This window comes from Pedobacter sp. B4419 (assembly GCF_059693725.1).
On the sequence record NZ_JCASSL010000002.1, the window covers coordinates 589,662 to 608,824 of the forward strand.

The 19,163-nt window shown below is 42.2% G+C and carries 17 protein-coding genes; all 17 read right to left on the reverse strand.

Going from position 1 to position 19,163, the window contains the following annotated elements; translation table 11 throughout:
- Window positions 1-241: 241 nt before the first annotated feature.
- The 17 genes from AC570H_RS14165 to AC570H_RS14245 all read right to left on the reverse strand — a co-directional run bounded on the left by AC570H_RS14165 (window position 242) and on the right by AC570H_RS14245 (window position 19,161).
- Window positions 242-454 carry a hypothetical protein gene (locus AC570H_RS14165; RefSeq protein ID WP_497355895.1) on the reverse strand — a complete coding sequence of 71 codons (213 nt, stop codon included), beginning with the start codon at window positions 452-454 and terminating at the stop codon, window positions 242-244.
- 259 nt (window positions 455-713) lie between these two features.
- A complete protein-coding gene (locus tag AC570H_RS14170) occupies window positions 714-1,304 on the reverse strand; it encodes a hypothetical protein (protein ID WP_497355897.1) in 591 nt (196 codons plus the stop codon).
- On the reverse strand, window positions 1,288-1,878 hold the full coding sequence (locus AC570H_RS14175; protein WP_497355899.1) for a hypothetical protein: 591 nt from the start codon (window positions 1,876-1,878) through the stop codon (window positions 1,288-1,290). The genes AC570H_RS14170 and AC570H_RS14175 overlap by 17 nt, the downstream gene beginning before the upstream one ends.
- Before the next feature lie 94 nt (window positions 1,879-1,972).
- Entirely contained in the window at window positions 1,973-3,130 is a 1,158-nt protein-coding gene (locus AC570H_RS14180) for a serine hydrolase domain-containing protein (protein ID WP_497355900.1), read from the reverse strand.
- Window positions 3,131-3,235: 105 nt separating this feature from the next.
- The gene (locus AC570H_RS14185; protein ID WP_497355902.1) at window positions 3,236-3,790 is read right to left on the reverse strand and encodes a magnetosome magnetite crystal formation protein family; all 555 of its coding nucleotides are present in this window, start codon (window positions 3,788-3,790) and stop codon (window positions 3,236-3,238) included.
- 123 nt (window positions 3,791-3,913) lie between these two features.
- Entirely contained in the window at window positions 3,914-4,669 is a 756-nt protein-coding gene (locus AC570H_RS14190; RefSeq protein WP_497355904.1) for a hypothetical protein, read from the reverse strand.
- Between the two features lie 9 nt (window positions 4,670-4,678).
- Complete coding sequence (locus tag AC570H_RS14195; protein WP_497355906.1) at window positions 4,679-5,479, reverse strand: hypothetical protein; 801 nt, start codon at window positions 5,477-5,479, stop codon at window positions 4,679-4,681.
- Between the two features lie 10 nt (window positions 5,480-5,489).
- Entirely contained in the window at window positions 5,490-8,873 is a 3,384-nt protein-coding gene (locus AC570H_RS14200) for a TonB-dependent receptor (protein WP_497355908.1), read from the reverse strand.
- 149 nt (window positions 8,874-9,022) lie between these two features.
- Window positions 9,023-10,234 carry a FecR family protein gene (locus AC570H_RS14205; RefSeq protein ID WP_497355910.1) on the reverse strand — a complete coding sequence of 404 codons (1,212 nt, stop codon included), beginning with the start codon at window positions 10,232-10,234 and terminating at the stop codon, window positions 9,023-9,025.
- Between the two features lie 173 nt (window positions 10,235-10,407).
- Window positions 10,408-10,989 (reverse strand): RNA polymerase sigma factor, encoded by a 582-nt coding sequence (locus AC570H_RS14210; protein ID WP_497355912.1) that lies wholly within the window; start codon window positions 10,987-10,989, stop codon window positions 10,408-10,410.
- Window positions 10,990-11,190: 201 nt separating this feature from the next.
- A complete protein-coding gene (locus AC570H_RS14215) occupies window positions 11,191-12,165 on the reverse strand; it encodes a hypothetical protein (RefSeq protein WP_497355914.1) in 975 nt (324 codons plus the stop codon).
- Complete coding sequence (locus AC570H_RS14220; RefSeq protein ID WP_497355916.1) at window positions 12,144-15,062, reverse strand: hypothetical protein; 2,919 nt, start codon at window positions 15,060-15,062, stop codon at window positions 12,144-12,146. Before AC570H_RS14220 ends, AC570H_RS14215 begins: the two co-directional genes overlap by 22 nt.
- 1 nt (window position 15,063) lies before the next feature.
- On the reverse strand, window positions 15,064-15,549 hold the full coding sequence (locus AC570H_RS14225; RefSeq protein WP_497355918.1) for a DUF4280 domain-containing protein: 486 nt from the start codon (window positions 15,547-15,549) through the stop codon (window positions 15,064-15,066).
- A gap of 25 nt (window positions 15,550-15,574) precedes the next feature.
- Window positions 15,575-16,501, reverse strand: a complete 927-nt coding sequence (locus tag AC570H_RS14230) for a hypothetical protein (protein ID WP_497355920.1) — start codon at window positions 16,499-16,501, stop codon at window positions 15,575-15,577.
- 11 nt (window positions 16,502-16,512) lie between these two features.
- A complete protein-coding gene (locus AC570H_RS14235; protein ID WP_497355922.1) occupies window positions 16,513-17,946 on the reverse strand; it encodes a T6SS phospholipase effector Tle1-like catalytic domain-containing protein in 1,434 nt (477 codons plus the stop codon).
- 1 nt (window position 17,947) lies between these two features.
- Window positions 17,948-18,991: a DUF2931 family protein gene (locus AC570H_RS14240; protein WP_497355924.1), complete on the reverse strand. Its 1,044-nt coding sequence runs from the start codon at window positions 18,989-18,991 to the stop codon at window positions 17,948-17,950.
- Complete coding sequence (locus AC570H_RS14245) at window positions 18,988-19,161, reverse strand: hypothetical protein (RefSeq protein WP_497355926.1); 174 nt, start codon at window positions 19,159-19,161, stop codon at window positions 18,988-18,990. The genes AC570H_RS14240 and AC570H_RS14245 overlap by 4 nt, the downstream gene beginning before the upstream one ends.
- Between the last annotated feature and the right edge of the window lie 2 nt (window positions 19,162-19,163).

The following is a 19,163-nucleotide window of genomic DNA, read 5'->3' on the forward strand; positions in this document are numbered from 1 at the left end:
ATACTGCATCAAGGATTATGGAGATTGGCATTTTAATAAAGGAAATTAACATGATTCGGTTTTCAATTGGCAGTTTTCAATTCATAATTTAACCGCAAAGAAACCAAAGGCAGGGTGGAAAATAAACAGAAAAGAATCTGTTATCGAGTTAAACTCCTTTTTGTACTCGGAATGACAAGCCTAATCAAGCAAATCAATCCTTTAATTACACAATGAACTAATGACTAATGAACTAATAAAGCTAAAGCAAAGCCAACAGTTCGCTTGCTGAAATTTTGGTTGGATCTTCAAATTGCTGATGATAAACGCTTTCGGGGATGGTTACATGGCCTGAGGTTGTCTGTACATAAACTCCTCGGTCTGTTTTCCTGCAGGAAACGAAATCCCCAACATCGGGGTTCAGTTCCTTGATCCTGATCAGCAGTTCATAGATCACATAGGTTGCTATTTGCATGCCACAAAATTAGGAAACATTAAGATAACCATAAATTATCATTTTGTTAACAAAAACTTCACAATGCAGCAGAACTTAACTTAGCCAATCCCATTGATCAAAAATAATAGTTGGGTAGCCTTGGCTTAATAGTTACCAGCTTCCCTTGTTCGGATTTCAACTTAGTACCAGAACTGGTAACGATAAGGCTTTTGATGCACTGTACGATAAATATTGGGCTACTGTTTATTCCAGTGCCTACAAATGATTGTTCCTCTTCCTAATCTTGATGGAAGCTCTTCTTGTACTTATGTTTACTGTTGAGGTAGCCGATGAGGTATGGTTTGATACGCTCTGGAAGGTCTTTAAGTAAGGTTTCAAGATTTTTAACAGGTTTGCAGTCCTGCTCAACCTTGCAGTAATAATCAAGATGGAAGATGTATTTTTTGTTATCAAAGAGGACGATATAGGATACTTTTCTGTCAAATTCCTCATATCCCCCGCAATAATAGAACGGTATGATCACGGCCTTGCGTCCTCCGAATTCCTTGACGGCAACCTCCTCTTTTACAAAATAGATCAACGACATCTGCGCATAAGGATAGTTGTAAGTCATTCTGGTCGTCTTGGTGTTTTTTAGCGAAGCCTCTATTTGGGTCATCGAACCATCGAATATTGACGAGTCTGCATTACATGGATTCGTAACTTTTATCGTCAGGTTATTTTTGCCGAACGAATCATAATAACTTTTCCGCATCGTGATGCTGCGCTCTTGGGCATATCCATCTGCAAACGGCAAGGCTGTTACGAATAGCGCAACGATTAACTGCAATACCCTAGCTATTTTTATGGTTTTAGGGCTTAGCCTCATCGCGTTTATAATTATAGGTTCTTGTGCTGTTATTGCTGGCCAGAAATACGAATACCCAGCCCCATTTGTTCTCCATCCTATCAACCCGTAGGTTATTGCCTTCATTTAAGGAAAGTTGGAATTGGTTGTTGCTGAAATTTCCATAAATCAGTGGGATAGGAATTGCGCTGCGACGGTGCTTTGATACAAAGTAGTTATCCTTCAGCTTTCCTTTCAGCTCTACCTCCTCATCTTGTCCATCGCTACGCTTCCAGCTCGCCTTCAGCCTGTTCGAAGCAACGGCTTCAAGCCTGATCCATGTAATAGGAGCCTGTGAGAAATCAGGTTTATCCTTCAAATTCAAGTGATACCACAGCGAAGCGGATGTACCTGCCGTACTGTCTTTTTCTGAATAAACACCATTAAATGCGTTAAGGCTGGTGATTTGCTTTATGCCAGTCTGTTTCGACTGCTCCAAAGATGCGCATCCGGCCAAAATTGATAGTAATCCGATGGTGAAGAACATCGGAAAGATAAAAGCACGGTGCAAAAATTGGTACCGTACTGAAACAGTATGCTCATCTGGTCGTTCCATCACAATAGGTTAATTAGAATCGGGTTAGCCTAACGTGTACAAAATCTGTTCCAACATCGAAAAGAGTGGTTCTCCTCTCGTTCGAATACGAGATTCAATTATCCAAATGTCCCAGCCATTTAAACGGTGAATAGGTATCGCCTATGCAGATTTTTACAAGTTGGGCACTCACGTTTTCAAAGTTTTCGCTGTTGCTCAACAAAACCACTGCAATTCCTTTTTCGGGGAAGGCCACCGCATAATTTTGGTTGGCATCGCCATGCCCGGTATGGAAAAACCCCTTGCCATAAGGCGATTGAAATAAACCAATACCCAAGCCCCAGGCTAGTTTAATGGCATCGTTTTCATGGGTTATGCTATCCCTCAAAGGGCCAAAGCCTCGTTTGCTGGTTACTGCAATTTGAGATGACAGCATTTGTTGATAGCTGGCTTTCTTTAAGCCCTTTTCTGTCATCAGGTTAATGAAAAAACGGGCATAATCAGTTGCGGTAGTCGACATTGAACCCGCTGCGCGACTGCTTTGCCGTCTTTCTGAACCGTATTTCTGCCCGTCTTTGAAATAAGCATATGAAAAGTTGTTTTCAAACGCTTTTTCCCAGATCATACTGGTCTGCGCCATTTGCAAAGAACCAAAAACTTCTTCCCGAGCAATCACCTCAAGTGGCTTTCCGGTATATTCCTCTATCATTAAACCTAACAGGTTGATGCCTTCGTTCGAGTAATAAAATTTTTCGCCAGGTTTGGCAATCAGGTTGGTTTTGTTGCCGTACAATTGGCGCAACACAGGCAGGCCCGAACTATGGGCCAATAACATCCTTGGCGTAATGCGGTTAAACGAGATTGTATCAGTAGCCAAGTCTTTCCATTTATCGTACTGGCCAATAGGTTTTTTCAGGTAGGCACGTACGGGCTTATCCAAGTTAAATATGCCCTTATCAACCAAACGCAGCAAAATATAGGCACTAACCGGTTTGGTTAAGGAGGCTGCGTACATTACCGTACTGTCGTTTAGGCTTTTTTGGTTTTCGATATCCTTATAACCGAAACTCGAGGTCCATACGGTTTTGTTGTTGTTAATGATGGCTACCTGCAAACCGGCAAGTTTGGCGCTGTCAACGATATGCGCCAGTCTTTTTTGCAGGGCTTCGGTGCGAACCGATTGGCCGTTGAGTTGTTTAATTTGTACAGCATGCTGAGCGAATGATGGAAGCAGGTAGAGAGTAAAAGCAAGGGCTAAAAATTGTTGTCTCATCGTTAAATTATTTAATCCAAAATTAGGCATACAGACTCATTTCTTTCAACGACACCTTACCGACACCTTCACGCCATTTCGCCCTTTCTAAGCCATAAAGGCTGTTTACTTCAAAAAAGCAAAAGCCAAGGGATAACGAACGGCTTGCTGATTGATCGACCTGAACAGGTTGATTACGCACATAACCAGGGTATAAAAGTAGATCAATATAGTTAAAGGAAAACCCAAAGGGAAGAAGAAAACCAGTAGCACAACAGCAGGAACAAAAGCAAAAGACATGGTCAATTGAAAGTTGACAACCTGTTTGCCTTGCCGATCATATTCGGGATTTTCGTCTCTTTTAAACCACCATAAAAACCCCGGAAGAATAATATTGAGAATAGGAAAAAACAAGCCGATCAGCGCCAAAGCATGGAACATGGGGGTCCATTTATCTGCCTTTTCAACTATTGGAGCAAGGGCGTCTGGCTTTCCTTCCAAAAGGAGTTCGGTCTCTACATCCATAGCCTCGGCCAATAACTTGAGTGTGGCTAAATGCGCTTCTACTGTTCCTTTTTCAATGCGCTGGATGGTTCTGGCGCTCACGCCCGAAAGAGTTGCCAGTTGCTCTTGGCTTAATCCTTTTTTACGTCGGCAGATCGCTAATGGAGAGGTGGACATACACAAATATAAAATTTACAGCCTAAAATTAACTGTAGCAATAAATGATTTAAACAAAAAAGCAGTTCTGAAAAGAACTGCTTCAATTTGAGCGTTATTGGAATCTAGTTGCAACGAAATGCCCTAGTTCGATCCTTTAAATAGACGAACTATATCTAACTGGTTATTTCCTGGCGTTGCAAAGTAAGTACAAACCGAACCTTTCTCTCCAAACTTAGGAAGAAGAAGCGTTCCTAAAGAGCCTTTACTCAACAGCTCGCTATTGTTAAATGCCCACTGGTCTGTAGTACCGGCTTTGGTAAAATAGAGCGTAATCTTATCCAGTTCCTTAAATCCCTCGGGAGTTATGTAATTTGAATAGGCCCAAGTAGCAGGCAACACATTTTTGGCAATGTATGAAATCTGTCCAACGTCATTTTTCAGAAAGATGTCAACCGCATCGCTACTTTGCGTATTATAAAGATAGAAGGCGATCTTATTGGTTGAGGGATCGGCTGCCGTAGGCGCAATCGCTAGCGGACTGCCATTGAAGAACACAAACGGAAAAAACATTTCCAGCTCGCCACTGTTCAGTTTCAACTGTTGCTGGTATACTTCTTTTCCAGAAGTAATATCCTTTATTTTCAATAAGGCTTGGCTTTTGCTGGATGGATAGGTATAAACCTTTCTAAAGTTCAGCTGTTTATTTGCTGACGTCCTGAACTTGTCATAAGTTACTTCATCTATCGAAACCTCTAGCTCGCTGTTTCCAATGTTATAGCCTGCCAGCTGTACGCTAACTGCTTTCATGCGCTCGCCTTCCTTATTACAGGCCGTAAATCCCAGTAGCAAGATGACGAAAAAAACTGTTTTTTTGATGGTTATAATGATTTGTTTCATTGTTTGATTTTATTGTTCTAAACGGGTGTTAAACCTCATTACACTTCCCGCAGGAAGTTCATTGAATATATAAAGCTTCGAAGCCGCAACAGAAGAAGAGGGCTTTGGTGCGGTGGTCGACAGTAAATTCCAGCTATAGGCTGTGCCATCGGTGTAAGGAATATTTGTACCGGCCTTGCAAATGCGTACAATAAACAAAACTGATGTCATTACCCCATTGTAATCCTGCCTGGCGGTAGAAAATGTCGACAGCTTTACAGGCGTACTGAACTCATTAGGCTTTACGTTTTTGGCCCTTACCACTTCCTCAAAAACCTGTGGTGTTACATAATATTTCCCTACTACAAAATCAACAGGTTCTGTATAATTCGTAGCTGTAGGCTGAAACATGTAGATGAGACTGATCTTTTCGTTCTCTAACGCGGGTTTATCTGGCATTGCAACAATCTTGCCGTCCATATAGAGGAAACTTATTTTCGCAGTGCCATCTTCTTTTTTAAGTTCCTTTTCCAACACCAGTTTTCCGGTCTTTTTTTCGTTCACCGTAAGCTTCACCTGGTTTTGAGTCCCTTTAAACGTGTAGAAATTGCTTTGTTGGAAACTGGTATTTGGCCCTAATGTAGCAGGGAAGCTAAAGGTGTCTACCTTCACTACCAATTCTTCTGCACTGCCGTTAAAGCCGGTTATAGCAATAGGCATCACGCCTCCCTTATAGAAAAAATTCTCATTGCCTTTTTTACAGGCGGCCAGTACCAGCAACATTATGCTGAGGCAAGCCAGGTATCGTTTGTTCAATTTCATTGTACTCATTTTTAATTGATTAAAAATTATAGTTTAGGCTCAAACTGAATGAAGAGCCGATCTTACGGATAAACGAATCCGTATCACCTATGCGCCTGGTCTTTCCTTCGCTGTCTGTTTCATAATAGCCTTCTTCGTATTTGTCTGAAAATCCATACTTCCACTCATACACATCAGACCACTCTTTCATATTCATGCTTTCTGTACCGGGCTTTATTTTATAGGTGTTTTTGCCATTGATGAAGAAACGGTAAGGACTGTTCAGCAAGTTGCCCATATTCAGCCTGGTTTCCAGCTTTTTGCTTTTGAGGAATTTATAGCTCAATTGTGCATCTAACTGGTTGCGTGGCCTTTCCATTTCCGAATATTGGGGCAACATGCCCACCGTAAAGGTTTTATAGCCTGAGTGGTTAAAGGCGACGTTGGCGCTTAAACGTTCGCCCACATACTGCAAGCCAAGATTGTACAATACCGGCACCTGACCATACAGCGGACGCTTTTCGCGCAGATAGGTCTTGGTACGATAAGAATAGGTATTACCATCATTGTCATCTGATGCCGCCATTCCTTTATAAACAAATGAACTGGCCTGCACTTCTGAGTTTTGGAGGGTAAGGTTACCACTGAAATAAAGATTGCTCAAAAATTTCCAGTCGCTGCTGATAAACCCGAGGCTCTTGCGCAGGTCTAGCTCCCAGCCATTAACATCGGCGTAGTCGGAGTTGGCCGTAAGCAGGTCTACTGCACCACTGGTTGAGGTAACATCAAGATACATTTCGACAGGGTTTTTGAAATGCTTTTTAAAATAGCCTGCAGAGATGACCTCACCAGCAGCCGGATACCATTCCAATCTCAGATCGTAATGCGAAATGAGGGTAGAAATCACCCCTGTATTCCGCTGTATGCGTCCATACAGGTAGTTGAAGCGAGAGAAACTCGAATTCTCGATTAAGGCTGGCCTAACGGCCGATTTGGCATAAGAAGCACGGATATTGAAATCGCTAAACGGGGTAATCGTCAGGTTTGCCGAGGGCATGTAGAGCCATTTCTTTTCCTCGGAGCTGGCATCATGGGTGCGGTGTACCAGATTACCTGTTTCGGGGTCTACAAACCGTTGCTTAGCTGCATTATCCAAGTCGGCTTGCGCTATTTTGTCTGCAGCCGCATCCAATACCTTTTCGTATTTGTAGTACTCAGCCCTCATGCCCCATACCAGGCGCAGCCAAGTACCCAAACGGCTATCCATCATCCCGTATAGAGCCTGATTATTGTTTTTGCCGATATAGCTTTTGTTATTGAATCCAGCAGGAAAATAGTAAAAATCATGCAGGGGATCATTAAAATCGGGACTCCATTGTTGGATTGGCGTATATGCGCCATTAAAACCACTTGCCGCACCTATTGGCAAAACGTTCCAATCATAGCCCCCCTTTTTATCCTGATATTGATATCCGGTTTTGAATACCTGTACCGATTTTCCAATATTGAATTTATAGCTTAAGGCAGCGTCGGCCATCCAATTGGTTTCGGCATATTTGTAAGAAGAACGACTTAATGGTCCCGGATTAAGGGCGCCTCCAGTAGTAGCACCAGGCCCATAATTATAAGTTACCCCATTGAATGTTACCGTAGGAAACAGATTCGCATCTACCGCATCCTGCTCGTGGTTGTTGATCTTATTGCGAGCAAGGCCCCAGTCGAGCCTCAATTTGCCAAACGTATGCTCGCCACTGATCTTGTTCTGTAACAGATCGATAAATTTCGGACGGTCATATTCTCGCACTGCCGGATTTTCGCCAGAACCCAAATCTTCACCCCAACCCGAAATACGGAAGAACTGGTTGGCAAATGACCTTGAATAAAAATTACGCAAAGTAAGCTTATGGTTTTTGCTGGCCCAGCCCAGGTTAAGCAATGCGCCCAAACTGGTGGTAAAATTATATTGCTGCGCAACCGACTGTTTGAACTCTTCATGGGTGTTCGGATCATAGTTATTTTCATTGAGCTTATTGAAAGCACCACGCTCAAAGTGGGCAATATCATCAATGGCCTGCTCGTTGCGGTAGCTTAATGAACCTACAAAACCAAAACGGCTGTTCTTTAATCCGTAGCTTCTGCCCAAGCTAAATTGGTAGTTTTGGCCGGGAGCCGTTTGATAGATTCGAGTACCCAATCTTTCCAGCCCTCCTATCTTTTTGTTCTGTTCGGCAATCATCTCAGGCGTAATTTTCTGAATGCCTGCAGGTGGCGCTGTGGCAGACGGATTGGTGGGGTTATAATTAGCCGGAGTTAAGTAAAAGAGATCCTTTGGAAAATGGTCTCTACCGCCATCGTCAAAACCCAGGTAGTCGTTCTTGCCACGTTGGTAGCCCAAAAAATCCTTGCCGGTGCTTCCGTTAATATATTTGCTGCCGATATTGAATGAAATGAAATTCTGGCTGGGAATAGCCATCGTATTCACCTGTACCAAACCGCCACCAAAGCCAAAGCTCATATCTGGTGTAGCCGTTTTAGAAACAACCACATTGTCAACCAGGTTGCTTGGAATGATATCAAACTCAAAGTCGCGCACTTGTACATCGGTGCTGGGCAATGTGGCACCGTCCATCATGGCCACATTATAACGTTCTGCAATACCACGTACCACTACCTTGCGGTTATCTGTGGTGCTTACGCCCGAAATACGCTTCAGCGTTTCGCCAATGTTCTTGTCGGGCAAAGCAGCCATCTGCTCCCTGCTAATGCCATTAGAAATAGATGCATCGTTTTTTTGGCGGACATAAAGTGCATTGGTACTTTCGTTCTTAAATGATCCGGTTACCACTACCTGATTTAATTTATTGGTTGTGGCGTTCAATACGATATCGAGCGAGGTCAGTTGTCCGGCTTTTACAATCACCTCAGTTACGCGCTTTGTTTGGAAGGAGATGTAACTGACTTCCAAGGTGTATGTTCCCTCAGAAATACTCAGGCTATAACCGCCATCTGCGTTGCTCTGGATTAATTTATCGGCTTGTAACACCTTAATCCCGGCACCAGGAAGCGGTTCGCCACGATCGTCGATGATTTTGCCAGCTATCCGTCCGAGCTGCTGCTTGTTAACCGGCATTTTAACGGCAGTAATCACAACCATGTTGTTTTTGATCACATACTGGTAAGGCTTGTCTTCAAAGCAGGTATTAAGCACTTCTTCTATAGTGGCATTCTTTAAATTGATGCTAATTGGCTTTGCCTTAGTGAAGAGGTTCGTATCGTAAAAGAAATCATACTGGGTCTGCTTCCTGATCTCTTCCAATACGGCATGTATGCTGCTGTTCTGTCTGTTGATAGAAACACGCTGGGCATAACTTGCCGCACTCACCTGCAGGAGGAAGCAGGTTAATAATATCATGGTGATTTTCATAACACGCATGCATTGATAAAAATTCATATTTTTGTTAATGTTAAAATGTTTGATGCTATTGTTGCTACAAGGTATTTTTCAGCTTTAACTTATGGCCAGGGGTGTTCCACCACCCTTGGCTTTTTGTTTCGGCCTCGTGCTCATAAGTATTAGTCTGTCACGATGAGCCTCCTTTCCTTAACCGTTACTTTTGCCATTTTTGTTAATTGTATCATGTCTATGATAGTAGAGAGTGGCTGCTTACGTGAAATCATACCGTTGAAGCGCAACTTGCCAAGACGTGGCGGACATTCTATCGTTACATCGTACCAGCGGGCAACCTGGCGCAGGGCACTTTCCAAAGTCTCGCCCCTAAATATAAAATCGCCGTTCTTCCATGCCAGCTCCTGATCTACAGTGGCATCTTCTACCCGAATATCCTTGTCGACTATAGCCAACTGCCCAGGCCGTAAAAGTGCGGTATAGTCATTATGGGAAATTATTCTTACACTCCCTTCTACCAGTGTTGTTTTTACTGCCGGCTCATCCTCATAGGCGCTGATGTTGAAATGGGTACCCAAAACCTGCACTACCTGTTTATCGGTTTCTACAGAAAAGGGCAAGCGTTTACCATTGGGCTGTATGGATTTGGCAACTTCGAAGTAAACCTCGCCGGTCATTTTTACCCGCCTTCCATCTTTCTCAAACCGCAGGGGATAGCTGAGCGATGATGCGGCGTTGAGCCAAGCCTTTGTGCCATCAGGAAGGGTAACCTGGTATTGTCCGCCTTTAGGGGTTGCAATGGTATTCATTGCATTGGAAATAGTTGCTGCCTGATGATTGATACTGTACACGATCTCGCCATCCCCGGTTTTCTCTACCTGAAACCCACCCTGTACCGCAAGCTCGCCTGCCGGCTTATCAGACAAAGAAACTACCGAACCGTCGGCCAAGGTTAATAGGGCTCTATTCCCTCCTGGACGCACTTCTATATTGTGCACCATCAGCTCTTCTTTGGCAACATGGCGTGTCCTGTTATAGAAAAACAGTGCTATACCAACCAGGATGAATACTGCTGCTGCTTTTGCCCATACGGGAAGCCTGAATGGCAAGCTACGCTTAGCTTTTTGCCCATCTAATGGTGGCAAAGGACTGAGTGCACTTTGCTGGGCATAAAACCGTTTTTTAAAATCCGACAGATCAGCATCGCTTACATCCAGATGGGAATGATCCTCTTCATCGAGCCAGGCCGTTTTCATACAGTCGGCTACAAGCTCCTGATCTAGCCCCAGCGCTAAATAAAGTTCTACCAGTTCGATCTCCTGTGGCAGGCATTGTCCACGAAAGTATCTGATCAACGTATTTTTTGATGGTCGCTCCATGTTCTTCTTTTTGCAAGGCCATACCATGGCCTCTAGTATAAAGAATGCATGAAAGCAATTTTATAATTAGGCGCAAAATGCGAATTCATGATTTGTTAATATTGGACAGGATTTGTTAACCTTGGCCTAATCTCAAAACACAGCAACTGATTGAACTATTGACAGGATATGAACTATAGAAAAAAGGAACTGCTGATCAGCATGCAGACCATTACTTCCGGGAATTCTTTCATTTCCTGTCGAAGTATTTTTAATGCGGAGTTCATGTGGCTATTAACCGTATTGATAGACATGCCTGTTTGTTCGGCAATCTCTTTGCGGCTCTTGTCCTCTTCACGCAGGGCGAGAAATACTTGCCGCTGTTTTGGACTAAGCTTATCAAGTGCTGCTTGATACCGAAAAAGGGCTTCCTTAAAGTCAACTTCGGGATGTTGGACCAAACCTAGACTGCCTAAGGGCTGATCGGCTATATCTTCTGTTGCCAACACTCGTTTACGCGAAAGCTTAACCACTTCTTGCCTTAGTATGCCGAACAAGTAGTCGTCAAACTGGCGCACCTCAGACAGGCGGAGCTTATATTGCCAAATCTTCAACAGGGCATTCATCACCAGCTCTTCGGCATCTTCCTTATGGTGAACTATTTTGATCGACGACGCCAAAAGCCTCGGATAGTAGAAATCAAGGATCCTTCCGAAGGCCTGCTCATCGCCTGCCAACCATTGTTGCATTTCACTATCAATCCTTTGTTTCACCATTGCGCCCTGAATAAGAACGCGACAAAATTAGCCAATGGGAAAATGGTTTATTGGTTATCTTTTCGTTAAGAAATCATTAAGGCTAAGCCAGTATTCAAACAGAGCTTTCTTTTAGTCAAAAAACAACATATACAACAAAGGCCATTTCCGAAATTGGAAATGGCCTTTGTTTATTCTTTTTGGTTCGTTTCTATTTTTGCGCTATTTTCTAATGATTTCGAAAGTAGTTGAGCCTTTAGGCTTATGCAGCATTGCTCCCCAAGTTGTTACCCTTCCTTTGGGTGTTTTACTCATCAAAGCATTCCAGTTCTTGTACTTACCAGTGGGTATAAGCAGTGTAACTAACTTGCCATTTCCATAAATTTTCATTTCACTATTATCCAAAGGCTGCATATTTCCAGGGCATAGTTTCAGCATTTTTTCTTTGTTGTTTTGATAATCGATTTTTGAATCCTCCGGTGTGGTATAGGTAACAATGTCCAATTCTTCATCTTCCTTTTTGCACAATTTAAGGAATTCATCAATTTTTCCCTTATCGAGCAAATCTTTTAAATAAGAATAATATTCAACTACCTCTTTTCGTAAGACATCTTTATCAATTTTTTTCAAATCTTGACTTTCACTCCAGCCTTTTACCTGATAAGGCAAATCTTTAACCTCTACCTCCCAAATTTGCTCCCAGAAAGGAACTTTTTGTGGAGGAGCTTGAAGCTTCAACTCGCTTTTCGCATAATCTATACTATTTGAATAGCCTAAAGCAGCATCTTTGTCTGGAACAATTTTGGAAAAATAAACGTGCCATCTTGCGGTTTCATTAAAAATGATATCTTTTGGCAATACCATTTGATCAGCTGAATCTTCTTTAGGAAGAAACCTGATTTTTAAGGTATGTTTTCCATTTCCTAATAAATAAGGGTTCAATTCGGTTGTATTGCTTATGTTATTTCCGTAATAGAAATCAATAAGTATATCATCCAAATAAAGTTCATAAGGAGATAGCGCATTAACATGAGCTACATAACCTATTTTACCTGTTGTTGAAGGAGCGCTTTCTTGTATATCCATTTTTTCGGCGTTGGGGTTAATCTTATTTTGTGTTTTTTGTTTGCAATTACAAAAAACCATTAGAATTGATAGTACTGCTAAACTAATTTTTATATGATATCTATTTTCCATGGATCTTTAGGATCTATTATTGAGAATTTATGATCAGGTTCGTCTTCTGGTTCTCCCGAGTCTTGTTTAGTTTTGTCTTTCGCACTAAACTTTAACCAAACTTTACCGGTCAGCCCTTCAAATGTAATCAAGGCCGGACATTTGTTATTTCTTCTATCATGGGTTGCCCTCACCTCAAATTTGGCTTTTCCTTCGATACGTGCTTCGGCAGAGGCCGAACCAATTCCTTCTATACTCGCATTTACATCAACACCTGCATTGAGATATACTTCTATAGGAATATAGACTTGCACTTCACCGCCACCCCAACCATCAACACTATGGTATTCTAACGCCTTAACTTCCACGTTAAAATCAACTTTTGCACCTACATTAATATAATAATCAATCCTTACGGCTCCTAGAGTCAGATAGTTTACTTTTTTTACTATTTGTGACAGCCTATACATCGCTTGGCCAATGGGCCCGATAAACTGAGCAAAGAACAACAAATCTAATTCGCCTTTGACTCCGAAAAGCGGTTTGGCGGCAAACTCTAAAAAATAAAACGCTCCAATTTCGTTTGGTTTAGTTTTACTTTGGGCAAACTTGCCTTGTATGCCACCACTAAATGAGGGCGTAGACACTTCTATTCTAAATGGCAGCCCCCTTCCTTTCCTCAGCTTCCAACGTGCCGCCATCTTTTTACTGGAAGGCGAGCCATCTGTAGTTTTTGCAGTTCCGGTTCCAATAGCGGCCTCTCCTTCTTTTGCTTCATCGGCAAAAGTAATTGCTTTAAATATTTCGTAGGCCTTCAATAAGAAATTGATGGCATTTAAAAGCGGGAATCCATCTCCGGGAATTAGGGGATTCTCTTGACCGTCAATTTTAAAACCGGCTTCAAAATCTAGTTCATATTTTTTGATCTTCCAGTTTTTTTCCTTTTCCTTTTCCCTGGCTTCTTTAAGCTTCTTATTTTGACCCTTTTCCGTAAAAAACTCGCGATGTTTGTAATTAGGAGTTTGCCTTACATATACTGGTTCTTTCGTCTCGTATTTTACATTAACCCACCATTCCAAATTAGGAAAAACCCTTGTTCTTACCAATTGGTTGGGGTACCTGCAAGTTGATACAGGCACAAAATACTGTTGAACATAATAATCTCTCCAAAAAATATACCTGGCCACCCAGGCTACTTCTTTAACTTTGAGGTTGGCGGCAGAATACTGCTCATCGATTTCGTAGCCTATGAGTTTGAGGATGGCATTATCATAGCTTTTGTTGTAAATATATTTAAGCTTGAGCTTTAGCTTGTCTTCGCCTACGTATTCGTAGTCTGTGTCGGCAACAAGATTTTGCACTTTCTCTACATCAGCTGCCGTTTTTTGCTCGTCAACAACCACATCGGTATCGTTTTCGTTTTCTGAGGTTACCTGGGTGCCCGATCTTCGCAGCTGCTTTTTATGGCTCTTGTCTTCCACCCTTTCAAAATCGTCTCCCAATCTTTTGGCCGCCAACACGCTGCTCATCAGGAAAACATTTTCCTTCACATTGTGCTTTTGTTTTTTAGGCAGCATTACCCCTTCGCACATTACGTTTTTGGTATGGAGGTCTTTTAAGGAAATCGTGACGTCTTTTCTGGCGTCGCCCCGAATAATATCGAAGGGCTGATTAGTCTTATCTCCACTTTCTGCCAGTTTGTTTTCGTCGAAAACAACATAGGGTTTTCTGTCTTTCTCTGCTCCATCAGCGATTTCGATCATCGAATAGCCACAAGGATCGTACTCTTTTCTGCTGTACTGTACATCACCAATGTATTGGATCTGGTTGTTCTTTGCAATTTCAAGTTCCTTGAGGATTACATCCAAGCTATTGTACTTTACCGCGAAAAAATGGCTGGTTGCCATTTCTTGTATTTTATTATCAACGGGCTCGACCCATTTCCCTATTATGGGAAGAGATTCATAGATTTTGCCATTTTTTTTATTTTTAATGATCAGCATCACATAATACTTCTTTGTGGGATAAGCCTTATGATCTGTATGAAATTTATCCTTCCAATCCAATGCTATGGTAATGGGCAATTCAAAACTAATATTTGCGTTTGTACCCGATTGGCCTGTACGGTATTTGCTTAATTCGCCTTCAACCAATGGCTTGTCTAAGATAAACTTATAATTCGTCCCGCAGTTGTATGGCCTTGCCACGGTGCTGGCCGTTGATTGGGGATCGTAAGCATCATCCATTAGTTCGACAGTAAGGCTCAAATCTTCCCATTGTGCCGATACATCTGCATTAACGCCATCTGAAATAAGATTGGTCCTGGCTTTAGGAAGCTCAACGGGAAGCATGTGGGTAGAGAAATACAGCTTGATGGTGGTATTGTAATTATAAAAACCATCATTAATTCCAACTTCTGGATCTTTGTCTATGTTCTTTTGCTCATCAAAATAGTGTCCCCTGATTTTGGGAGCCTGTTCCACTGTCATAAAAGGAAAAGCGATGCCATCCTCAGGGTCATCCACAAATACAAGCAACATATACCCCACGCCTTCCCAAACCTCTTTTTCCTGAGAAGTGGGAGAAAAAGAAATTTCATTTGCCTGGATATAGTTTTTGTCAATTCCGTATTTCTTTACCGGAACTGTACCGTTTTCCTTGATGAAATAGCCCCATACATCTTGCTTGGCGTTATTGGCTTCAAGTTTAGAGAAATTATAACTTAAAATATACGCCCATTTTACTTTAGCCCTGGCTGTTTCTTTTTTAGGTACGAAACCAGGATCAAAATTCTCATTGGTTTCAAAATCCACAAAAAACTTATGCTCTTGCCCTATCTGCATCAACACTGCAGAATTGTCGCCAACAACATATTTCTTACCGTTAACTTCGTAATAACAACTTCTGATTTTTTTCATCTTACTTGGCGTTTAAGTGTTCATAAGGCGACGGTATATCCATTTGTTTTAGATTCACCAAGGGATTGATCTGCGATTGTTGTTCTTCGTCTGCATTTTCTGCGTTTTGTTGAGAGGGTTGCCCTTTTTGGCCGGTTTGCACAAAAGAGATACACGGAGAGCCACTAATGGAACATACGCCCTTGCTGTCTTCTACCAGCACCTGGCCGTCGTTAATCAGTACCATATCTTTGTACTGCTCTTTCCACTCGGTTAATGCAGGTATGCAGGGCAGGTATCCTCCGCCAGAGGGCTGGAGCTTACATTGCCCGAAGGTGTTTTTCTCAAACGTCATCCCGATATCCACATGTGAAGCAATTAGCTTCTCGCTTCCATCTTTATCATTAATATAATGCTTCTGTTGCGTTAATACCTTCAGCTTGTCGGTTTGAAATCCAAACTGACATTGGCAAACGGCTCCCTGAACAATTATTTCTTTTTGTGACATAGCTGTATTTGATTAAAGCCAATACCTATCCTAAAATTCGCTCCCAAAAGCCTTTCTTTGGGGCTGTAGTTTCATTCAGCTCTTGCCGAGCCGGTGCTATTGTGGCCGTCTTTGCCGCCAAGTCCTCGATCTCATAAGCCGAAAACCTGATGCGTTTATGGCAAACCTGGCCATCGTAGCTATAAATGCCCCAGTTTACCACGCCGTGTTTCAGTACCCCATCTGTTTGGTCCAAGTCGAACTGTGCGTCGAGCCTCATGTTTGCGCTTGGCCCGAATTTTTCGAATGTTTTCGGCAGCTTTTCAACCGCTTCAAAATTTACCTGGTACGTATCGTAAGCCGTATAAGCCTCCTGCAGGGTTTGCGTTCCCTTAAAGCGATAAGTGGAATAAGGTATGATCGGGAAGTCGAAAACAGCCTCTTTTGTTTTGTTTCCTCCATAAGCAGCATATTGCGGATGGAAAAAAACCGACCAAAACATATCGTATTCCAACGAAGCTTCGAGCACTCTCTTATTGGCAATTTGCTTTTCCATCTTATCGATAAACATTTCGAGAAAGTCTCCTTCATACTTGTTTCGGATCTCGATCTTCTCTTTATCCCACCGCTCTATTATTTCGTTATGGTTGGCAATACCCCTAATCGGTTCGTTCTTACCATTTACATCAACTTTAATTGGATAAAGTACTTTCATTGCCCTAGCTGCCAATTGCTCGGCAACCAAATCTGGCTCATGTTGGTCAATGTATAGCTCATCTTTGCTAAAACAGAGCTGCCAGGTATTTGGCAGATCCCGATATTGATCCACCCTTAGATGGATTTGGAAATCCAATCTTTTATTCGGCTCTTGTGCTTCGCCATCAAAATATTTGATGCTAACGCCATAGCTGCGATTGCTTTTTGGCTTAGGGCTGAATGCAATGGGGTCGATTACCGATTTTAACGTTTCCATAAGCACAAGCATCAATAGTAAACCCGTTTACCATCCGAGTTTGGAGCCATAGGCTGTACAACCCCATAAGCGTTTACTTTTGTAGCCGACCAATGGAGATATTTATTACGCAGCTTCTTCAAATCTTCGCGTTCCTTTTTTTCTCTTTGGTAATCGGCATAACGTTGTTCGGGTATTTTTGCACCCTTATATTTTGCATCAATCGAAGCCAGGCTTTTGAACGTATAGGGTTGGCCATTGCCCATCACATAGTCGTGGAGTCTGGCCTTTATCCCAACTAAAAATGAATCGTTTTTGATGCTGTATTTATCATTTTCCAATCCAGACAAATCGATTGGCAAACCTTTGTCCTTGCCATACTTGGCCATAAACTGCAAAGGGATATAACTGTATTCTTTTTGCAGCGTGCGATCGCCCTGAAGCGCCCAGTAAAGGTTGCCTCCCTTTATGCTCAGCTCATGTTCCTTGTACCAGCCTTCATCAATCAGTTTCTTTTTAAAATCGTCAAGATTGCTTTTGAAGGTCCATGAGGTTTCCAGTTCTTTCACACATTCGGGTCCGGTCATGTAACTTCCTCCGATATCGCTATGCACGCCGGGGAAACTTTTTTCCTTACCAACGTGGGTATGGGTGAGCGAGAAGTTTTTTCGATGTTCGTTTTCGGCAGTGAAATGGATTACTGTTTCGGCTCTGCCTATTTCGTTGAGGTGCAATTCCTTAACGTCGTTAAAATTAGGGCTAACACTAAAGTTCTTCGAATAAGAAGAAACAGTATCGAAAATCCCTAAAAACCTTACCTTGATTTGCCTGAGTTCGATTTTTATTCCTGCCTCAGAAAGCAGCAAGCCAAAATGGCCGCCTGCCGGCAATACATCAAGCGTGGTAGAATAGCCATCGTCATCTGTAATCAATGGTGGCGAATCCGGAATAAATATCATTTTATGTTTATAGGCCGCTTTGCCAATCTCGTACACAAAATTTCTGGCTGCTGCAGCACCTCGGCTAAACCCAAAAACATCGAGCGTTAAATAGCCCAGTTTTGCGTTATTAGACGATTTCATTAAAGGCTTGATCAATTTTATCAGCTCTGCGCAACCTTTCCTTACTTTGCCTCTAATTCCTGTTGTACCTGTACCAAAAGCATAGCCCATAGAACTATCTTCTTGTTTGTCTTCGGTTCCAATTCCTTCTATATAAACACATTTACTCTTATCGTAAGTACTCCAAAGACGAGCCACATTTGACCAGTCGTTTTGGTAGCTGCTATCTTCTTCTGTTCCGTACTTGGCATAAGCAGCACCTCCCTTCCCTTTTTCAAAAGCAACTCTTTGGTCGCTATTGGTCTTGTTGTTTTTAGTGCCGTCGAAAAAAATACCAAAATTCAAGTCGAAAGTTTTGACTAAATTATTCGGTGGCGTATAATTATTGAGTTTAACGCTAGTCATATCAATTCAAATTTTCACTTATTTCAATATTACCTTTGTTTAACGGAATTTCTTTGTTTTGGTTTGCTACCGACACCTTTGCGCTTTTGTGGTCTGCACTTATCTTGATAATTAAATCAATTGGCGATGCCGTGCCTAAAGTATGGAAAGCCTCCATTACTTCCTGTTCATCAAAAGGCTGTACAGCGAGTCCATTTTTCTTTCCATTTGCATCTTGCCACACCAAAGAGATGACCTTAGGGCAAGCCCTGTTGCTGTACTCGTTTTTCACCAAATCTTCTCCGAAGCGGTTTTCTTCCTCCCCATTTAAAAAGCTATAATAAACGAGCAGAGACTTTCCACCCTCAGGTAGCTCGAGTTTGGGGCGCCAATTGTATTTTACTCGATATTGTTCGTAAATACCGGGATTGGGATACCCTTTCGCTGCTATTCTGGCTTTGATTTCGGGCTTCATGATCATATCGTTGGTTAGCGTACGTTCTACATAACCTTCGTTAAACATGTATTTGGCGTTATCATAAGCCATGTCTTTGGTAATGGTGGTGTCTCTCGCTTCGAACGAGCCAACCTCAGTCTGGAAACCTGCACCGCTTAGCCACACCACAACTTTTCCTTTGGGGGCCAAACCTATTTTGATCAGGTTATAGGTATCCTTTTTTTTGGTCACATCGTCTATAAAGCCTTCGCGGAAGAGCCTTGCAATCTTATCCTTATCCAATTTCCATTCGCCAGTATAAAATTTCTTTTCTACGATCGAGAACCAAGTAAAATCTAATGAATCAGGTGCTTCCATCTGTTCCTGCTCCACACTCATTACGCCACCCAAATTGCCCCATCCAGTATTTTGCGTTCCCCAAATGGCGTCAAAGCCATAAGTAAAATCCGATGCAATGATTGCACCTTCATATACTTCGACCGGATATTCTTGCGGCGCCGAAACGGTTCCCGTCCATTTAAATTTTTCTTCCATTTTTTGTCCTTTGCAACTGGTTATCGCCAATAAAATAAACGAAAGCAATACATACCTGTTTTTTTTTAATCTCATGATTTGTTGCCACTTGATACAATTTTTTTGTTGCTGGCCAACGATAAATTTCGTGAAGTAGCCTCGACATTCATAACCTGGGCTATTTTTTCCAATTTCACGCCAACACGGAGTTCGTATTTTTGGATCACCTCAATACTGATATTCTTAGCCTGCTTGATGATTGCCATAA